This is a genomic window from Sebaldella sp. S0638 (assembly GCF_024158605.1).
Lineage (GTDB): Bacteria > Fusobacteriota > Fusobacteriia > Fusobacteriales > Leptotrichiaceae > Sebaldella.
Map to the genome: position 1 here is coordinate 34,283 of NZ_JAMZGM010000008.1, position 8,618 is coordinate 42,900.

The window sequence follows — 8,618 nt, forward strand, 5'->3', positions numbered from 1 at the left end:
ATTTTTTCTGTAATCCCTGGTATGTGACAAAATTATTATCTGATAAAGCTTTTATTAGTGTTTTAAAAATAATCCTTATATTATTAATATCATTTTCAGACAGACGAAAGCGGGACTGATCTGTGAATATTACCGAAATAAATATTTTATCAAAATAAAATGGAACCTCAGAAAAAGTCATATTATATAGATAATCATACTTATTTCTTTGTTTCCATTTTCATTTGTACATAATTGCCTTATTTTTACTTTATGAATTTAAAATTTACAATATCTTTAGAAAACTGCTTTCAAAGCTAATCCTGCTCTGTAATCTTTATTTTCTTTTCCGTCTGTTGTATATTCTCCTGTGATAAATATACCGTATCTGTCTTCTACTTCTATTCCTACAGATGCCTTACCCCGGAATGCACCTTTTTCATCCCCCGGCTTTGAAAGCTCGTGATAATTATTTTCTACTGCTGTCAGCCTTGCATATTCCTTCTCGTTTATATCAGCCAGTTCATATTCATACGCTAAATCCAAAGCACTTTTTACTCTCCATTCAGAATCTTTTTTTATGGGCATACCAGCTTCTAACTCTATTCCCGCTCTTGGTTTTATACTTAACGCGTCATTTCCCTTTACCTCAAGCTTTTCCAAACCATCCTCATTAAAATCCGGTCTGGTTATATACACTGCTTTTACTGCCCCGTATGGTACTATACTTACATTTTTACCAATTGATAATTTCTTGCCAAGTATATTATCACTTGACATACTGTATACTTCATATCTGCTTTCCATATTTGATCTTCCATATTTTTCAGGCCATATAATATTTCTGTCCATATCATGAAAACTAACTCTTCCTGTAAGGTTATTTTTTATCACCCAGTTATCAGCAGTATATTTATTATATAGTCCCAGCTGTACAGAATTTACAGTCTCTTTACTTTTATTTCCGTCGTCCATGTCAAAATTTGTATTCACATATCCAAAAGAATAGCCGAATGTATGCCTGTAAGTTCTTTCTACTTCTCTTAGTGCGGTGATTCCTGTCATTCTATAATCATACGGTACTACACCGTCTGTATTATCTTTTGTCTTCCCTTTTCCGCCGATTATATTAATTTTTATATTTTCTTTTGTATTATTCGGTGAATTTTGCAGAAAACTAATTGAGCTGTCAAGAGCTGACTCTATACTCATTTCCCTTTGATTAATATTGGCATATACATTTCCTGCAAGACTTGCCATTACTCTTCTCAAATCTTTTTCAGAAGTCAGCCAGTTTGTTTTATTATATATTTTTAGAGCATCTCCTGTTGAACCTTTGTAATTTTTGTCTAAATTATCTGCAAAGTTTTCATACCATAAACCTTGCGAAAAACTGCCGAATGTTTTTTTGGTAGCCACAAGATCAATTGATCTGCCGTCCTCTTCGTTATATGTAGGTGTTATTGACCATAAAAGAGACTGGCTTGTTATATAGAAATTTTTCTTATTATTCCCGGAACCTGTAAATACCTTCATAAGCTGTATTGTTTCAGCTGAAGTTCCTTCTGCAAAATCCGGAGTTACTTCAACAGCTGCATTTTCACGGATTGTTCCACCGCTTACTTTCACGGCATCATATATAAAGTCTGTATTATCTCCCTTTATTATACTTGTTGACGGATTCAGCAGATCTGGTTTTATAATCAGATTTATATTATCCAACTGAAAATTTTCATTAACTATTATTATACCGGAATTTATTATTGTCGGCTTAGCATAAGATGGTATTATAGTATCAGGGAGTTTGTCAATATAACCGTCTATACTTGTTGCCGATGTTGAAGATCCGGATTTTTCCGATATGGCCTTACTCACATCGTCAGAAAGAATAAGTCCCGTAATTGTCCCGTTATTTTCTAATACTGAGTTTCCTCTCAGAACTACTCCTGCTATGCTTCCTTCTTTTGTATTTATTACAGAATTATTAATTACTCTTGAATTACCATCGGCCATTATACCAACGCTTTTTTCACCGCTTACTTCTATCAGTCCGTTATTTATAAGTGTAGTTCCTTTGCTTATAGAAGCTCCTATTACATTTTTACCTGATAAAATTATACTCCCGTTGTTTATAACGCTGTATTTTCCGCTTCCTTCCACGATTAAGCCCATTGCATCATCACTTGAAGATAGTATTTTCCCGTTTACATCATTTATAATATCTCCTATTTGACCGTATGAATAAAAACCTATTCCATTCTCACCTACCTTTATTTCCCCGTTGTTATATATTTTAGATTCCTCGCCGTATATTCCTATTGCATATCTATGACTCGGATCAGATGCATCAGAAATTTTTGCAGGATTCAGATATGTATCTCCTAAATGTATATTCGCAGTATTTATTATTTCCGAATTTTTCCCGTATATTCCTATTCCGTAATCATTTCCTGATCCGTTTATATTTCCGTTATTTGATATTTTCCCGTCTTTTCCATACATGTATATTATGCCGTTTCCAGCTGAAGATAATATTCCGGCATTTTCAGCCTCTCCTCCATTCGTATAAAAACCTACTCCCTCTTCCTTAAAAGTTAAATTTCCATAATTCAGTATTTTTGATCCCGCCCCTTTGGAATAACCGATTATACCATCATCACCCACTGTTATATCTGAGGAATAATTAGTAAATACTCCTTTGTTAGCTGTATAAAAAGCTACACTTCTTTCTATTACCTCATTTCCTGAAATTATTTTTTTTATTCCGTTTCCAACTGCTACAGATGATCCGGTCTCTGCTGTCCCTGTTCCTTCCGATATATAAATTCCAACTGCTGCATCGCCAAGAGCAATTTCCGAATTATGTATGACATTTCCTCCGGCAGAATATATTCCGACTGTATAATTACCACCTGATATATTCCCTGTTGAAGTAATAATGTTTACATTCTTTGTTCCGTATATTCCTGTAATCATATCGCTTATATCGGATACAGAGTCCATTTTTATATTACTTTCGTTTATTATATTCAAAGTACCGGACACTTTATTATTTTCATCAATTGTACTCCCATAAATTCCTAATGAATCCGCCCCTGATATATTTATATCTGCTTTATTTGTTAATGTGTAAGTTTCTCCGTCATTTATCTTTACGAGAATCCCTTTGCTGCTGTTACTTTCTTTGAGTGTACCGGAATTTATTACTGTTGTATTTTCAATATTTGAATTCACACCTATTATACCGGTAGAGTTCGTACCCTCTATATTTATGACACCGCCAAGATTATTCAGTATTCCATTTTTCACATATACCCCTTCTGAATCATTACCTAAAGCCAAAGTTCCAAGTGACTCTGCATTTGCATTTGCACCGAAAAGATAAATACCTGAACCTGAATCTGCAACCGTGAATTTTTTTCCTCCAAAATCTATTTTACTCTGATCAAGGTATATTCCTATTTTATTTCCAAGTGTTGTTCCGTCAGCTGTATAAAATATATTTGAATTATTTTCTCCATAAATCAATGTACCTTTTTCTGTAGAAAATGTACCGCCGGATATTACCATACTGCTATTATTTCCGTAAAATCCTATACCGCCTTCACCCACTGAAATATTACCGCCTAAATTAGTTATATAAGAATTTTTTCCTCCATAAATTGCGATAATTTTATTTGATTGCGAATTATCCACCATTATATTCCCTGAATTTTCTATTATAGAATTATCAGTAAATATCCCATAACCATTATCAGACAAATTTATACTTCCTGTATTCTGAATTTTTGAAACAGGTATATCAGATATTTTTTCAGAGGACATCTTCCCATAAATACCAACTGCATTTGCTCTAAGTGAATTTATGGTTCCTTCATTTATTATACTTCCTCCAAGTTCAACAGAATCCAGATATATCCCTATTCCTGCATCAGGCATTTCTATTATTCCGTCTTTATCGTTTATCACACTTGTGAGATCTTCTGTATTACTCTCAGCAAGTATTCCTATACCGGCGCTTTTATCACTGTTACTCCCTACTATAATCTTCCCTCTGCTTATTGTTCTTGCACCTGCAAGTGACTGTATTCCCACACTTCCTAAAGAATTTGACATATCGATTGTGTATCCTTTATTCAAAAGAACTTCCTCAGAAGCAGAAACATTATTATATCTATTTTGTGCCGCTACTCCGTATGTAGATATTATATTGTCCGCAGTATATATATTTCCGCTTATTTCAAGCCGTCCGTCTTTTGCTCTGTGTCCGTAATATCTCTCCAAAGGATTCAAAGTGATATTTCTTCTTATTGTTTCATCTTTTTCTGTATAAACTATACGGTCTACTTTTGGGGCAAGCCCTAATTTATCGAGCTGTTCCGGCGTTATCTCCTCACCGTTTACTGTTATTTTGGAATTATTTCCTTTCATTAAAAATGCTATTCCTGAATCCATTGAAAGAGTCTTTTCATTTAATTCATCAGAAGTGAAATTCAACACTGAATTTTCCAAATAAAATCCGGTAGATGAGATATTATTAGTTCCTGTAAAAATCACTGAACTATTGGGGTCTCTTCTTAATGTACTATCTTTACTGTAAATTCCCAGTGAATTTTCTCCTAATTTTACATCCCCGTTATATTCCACATTTCCTGTACCGGAATCAAAATATACACCCACTGATTCTTTTCCAGATGTAACATTAGTACTCACAGCTCTGGAAAAAACAGTATTTTTCACATATATACCTACACTTTGTTTTCCTGAAGACGATGAATTTCCTACTGTTATATTTTCAGGCATACTTCCTGTAACATTAGTGTTATCAAGATATAATCCGAGACTTTCATTACCGAGAACTATATTGCTTGTTCCGCTCCCGAAATCTACTGTTTTATTTAAAGTATCTCCTTTTATATAAACTCCGTAAGATTCATTTCCTGAACTTATACTTATATTTCCTGTATTTTTAAATCCACCTTTTCCTACGTATATACCTGTCAGTTTATTTAGTCCCTTTACTTCAAGACCGTTTATTTCTACGTCTATTATGTTTCCTGTAGTGTAAATACCTATCATATTATCTGCATTGCCTGTAAGTGTTATTTTCCCTGTTTTTAATGTACCTGTTCCCAGACTGTTATTCTGATATACCCCTGTAGTTCCCGCTGTTATATTTCCTGATGCAATGTTTGTTATATTATCTGCATATATTCCCAGACTTGATTTTTGGTTTACAATAAGATCATTTACACCTGTATTTATTGATCCGCTTGTTCCTTTTTTCCCTATTGCGTATATACCAAATCCACTGCCGTTTTCTAGACTGCTTCCTATCTTTATTGTCCCGCTGTTGATATTTACACTTCCTGCTAAGGATGTTGCGTAGATTCCCCCTGAAAGTTGTGTTTCTGTTGAATTTCCTGTAGTTATAGTATTTATTTTCAATGTCATGTCTGACATTAATCCTGTTAAATAAGTTCCAATTCCTCCATTACCCACATCAATTGTAAGATAATCTGATTTTTTCCCAGTTATCCCGTCTGTATAAATAAGATTTTCTCCATATATCCCTATGTTATTATCACTTAAAAGATTTATTTTCACCCCGTTTTTAATTATCAATTCTGTGTTATCCGCTACTACACCCAAACTCTTTTTTATATTTTTTCCGCTGATTTCCAGATCACTTAATTCTATTACACTGCTTTTCCCATAAATTCCCACTGTATTCTCGCCGCCGAGATTTATTTTTTTTGAAATAACTGCATCTACATTTTCAAGTGTAAATCCTGAACCTTGATTGTTTTGATCTCCTGCTACACTAATTTCACCTGTATTTGTAAGCTCTATTCTGCCAGCAGTATCTCGGCCTTTTGCTATTATTGCACTTCCGCCTGTTCCAAGTGTTATAGTTCCGCTATTAACTACATTCCCTATTAATACGTTATTTATTTTATCTGCTTCTGCGTAAATTCCAATTGCTTTTTGCGAATAATTCAGTCCGTCGGATGTTGCCTTATCTGTTATAATTCCGCTGTTTGTGATATCGCTCCCCTTGCCGTAAATCCCTATATAATTATACTGTCCAATTGCGGGTATCCCGCTTTCAGTCAGTACATTTGAAGCCAGTCCGGCTATTGTTCCGTTTTGCGCAGTAAGCCCTAAAAATATTCCTCCTTTATTTTCCAATGTAGAGTATAATCCGTTTATTCCAATAGTATATTGATTTGAAGTATTCCCTGTCGAATAGATAAAGATTTTTCCGTCTCTTTCATTTACAGCTTTCATTAAGTTTAAATCAGGCGCAAAACTATTAATATTTGCAACATCTGCTGCTAAACCGGCAGAGTTACGTCCGCCTAAAAAAATTACCCCGTCTTGTGTTGTATAATTATATGTTTTTTGATTGATTGTTATATCAAATGATCTTGATTTATTCTCTATTATGTTATCTAAATCATCATCTTTGTCAAGAATAGTGTCATCAGCTACCATATTCTCGCTTGCATTGACTATTGTGTTATTTCCTGAAACAGTCTCACCTTTTCCCAGTTTCCCCTTACTTATATCCTTTGTAATGGTGTCATCTATTAATCCATTGTCATTATAATCACTTCCAAAAGCATTACCGTCTCCGTTTTTTATAATAACAGTTTTATTTGAATTCCGGCTATTATCATGTTTTTTCGTGTCATTAAGACCTGAAACAGCTTTTACATCCTTTACTGAAGTACTGACAATTATTATTCCGTCATTTACACCTCTTGCTTCACTTATAGGATTAGCTGCAGCTGAATTATAAAGCCAGTTTCTTTTATCCATCCCTATTGTTTCAGAAGAATTTATTTCCAGTACCCCTTTATTCCACACTTCTCCTGTTCCCATATGACGTAAAAGAATATTATTTCCGCTTTCTGACCTTATTATCCCTTCTGAATCATTGAGCATAAATGAATTATCATTACCTGTATTTACCGAATTATCTGCAAATGCTGCTACCCCTACATTTCCTTCTTTGTGTGTGTCATCTCTGCCAGTTATATTTATTATTACCTGTCCTTTATTTATAAGTAAATTTATATGTTCTTCCATTATAGAAGTTCCGTGAGTATCGGGAAGGGAATCCACCTGATTCATTAATATACCGTAATTACCCCATCCATTGACATTCATTATTCCGTTTTTACCATTTACCAGATAACGTTGCTTTGCTCCCATATTGCCGTCATCCCCGTTTGAAAGATAAGCCATTCCTACTCCTCCGGGTATACCTGCCTGTCCGCCTGCTGAATCAGCATTAATAGTCATAATTCCGCTGTTATATACAGATGTGCTGAAAATATTATTAGGGTAACCTGTAGAATCTACAGTATCTCCAAAAATAAAGATATCTGCCGAACCAGTTCCTATACTTAATTTCCCATAATTTGCCAATATTGCTGAATCCGCTTCATTCTCTGCAAAAAATCTGCCTCCTGCATTTACAGCTGTATTAGAAATAGTAAAATCGCTTCCCTGTGAGAAATATAATTCATGTCTATTTTTGGCATTTACTATAAAATATCTGTCTATTGCTTCCGAACTTCCTGTATGCCTTATTGAAGTCGCAGTTCCTCTGGGTCCTAAAGTAGTATACACATATCTGTTCCCACCCAGCCTTTTTGGTGCTCCTCCATTATGTCCGGCATTAAAATTAAAATTTATCTCTGGTGAATTCATACTGACAGTAGGATTTACTGAAATGTTGACTGTTGGTGTTTGAGGAGTGGGTGCTGCTATTCCTTTGAAATCTGTCATCAAAATTTTCTCGGCCTTTGTATTTGGCAGATTTATGACTATTGGATTTATTACTTTTTCTGTTATCTTTATTTCCGGATTCAAAGTAAAATCCAAAATCTCTTTTACAGGAACCGTGGCACCTGGCCTTACTTTGCTTGGTAAATCTTTAGGTTTATATGGTTTAATTGAAAAATCATTAATAGTTTTAGTTCCCGGAACAGAATGAAAAACGGCATTTTCCAATGTGTTATCTTTATTTTTCTTTTCTGCGTAAAATTCTGTAAAAAATACCTGCCATTCCAGATATTCTGGTTTTACTATATACTCTCCCTGTAAGTACAGGTCTTTTAGTTCTTTATTTTTTTTATTTAGTAATTCTTCTATTAATTGATAGTTTTTTTGATTTGATTTTTTGAATTTAAGATTTTTGGTCATACTGTTATAGATATTTTCATATTTTCCGTTTTTGGGAATTTTCTTTTCTGCTATATTTTCGTGAGATACTAAAATTGAATTAAGTGATAAGAACAGTACCAACATTTTTTTATTTCTTTTCAATTTTTCTCCTTATTTTTATAATAAAACTTTTTTAATTTTTTCTCCTTTCTTTATTCATCAAAACACAACTATATACAAATATAAATCTGAAATTTTATATTGTGCCAAATGTCACTTTTGTCTTAATATTACTAGAATTTAAGATATCTGTCAATTCTTTTAGAAAAATTTATCCTCTAATATATATAAGATAATTTTAATATAATATATTTAAAATTATTTCTATCAGAAAAAATAAATATTTCTATTTTAGCAGTTTATTTTTTTAATAATTTCTTCAATGTTCTACATCAGATGGA

The 8,618-nt window shown here is 33.3% G+C and carries 1 protein-coding gene; it reads right to left on the reverse strand.

Translation table 11 applies throughout. The features are described from left to right. Positions 1-276 precede the first annotated feature (276 nt). The gene (locus NK213_RS04045) at positions 277-8,319 is read right to left on the reverse strand and encodes an autotransporter domain-containing protein (RefSeq protein ID WP_253346951.1); all 8,043 of its coding nucleotides are present in this window, start codon (positions 8,317-8,319) and stop codon (positions 277-279) included. Between the last annotated feature and the right edge of the window lie 299 nt (positions 8,320-8,618).